Genomic DNA, 516 nt, shown 5'->3' on the forward strand with positions numbered 1-516 from the left:
TTACGGGCCGACGAAGAGGGCCTTGGCCCGCCAGTCGACACCGTCCACGGCGGGACCGCTGCGGACGGTCGGGGTGCCCGACGGGGCCAGGTTGATCCAGTCCTGGCTGGCGAGGTTGCCGGTGCTGCGGGCCACCGTGTAGAGGGTGTTTCCGGCGACGAAGATGCCGGAGATGTCGGTGAACCCGGTGGCTCCGGCGACGGTGAACTTGTCCGCGCCGACGGTGCCGCTGTCCGGGTTGAACCAGCGCCAGTAGAGGCCGGTCTGCCCGGAGAGGGTGTAGTAGAGGCGGCCGGCGGTGTAGAACATGCCGGTCACGTTGGGGATCTCGGCATAGAAGTTGACCGTCATCCCGGCGTACGTCTGGCCGTCCGGCCCCGAGTCGGTCACCACGTTGTCCCAGTACGCGTCGTGGTACGGGTCGACGGCGGTGGCCGGGCCGAAGGTGGTGCCGTTGAAGCTGCGGCGGTGGAGCGTGCTGCCCATGCCGTAGAAGAGCGTGCCACCGACCCAGAA

1 pseudogene is annotated in these 516 nt (G+C 68.6%); it reads right to left on the reverse strand.

The features are described from left to right. Positions 1-516, reverse strand: a pseudogene (locus V6U90_RS33845) (hypothetical protein); the annotation flags it as partial.

Origin of the sequence: Micromonospora sp. CPCC 206060, from assembly GCF_036906895.1 — a bacterium.
Lineage (GTDB): Bacteria > Actinomycetota > Actinomycetes > Mycobacteriales > Micromonosporaceae > Micromonospora.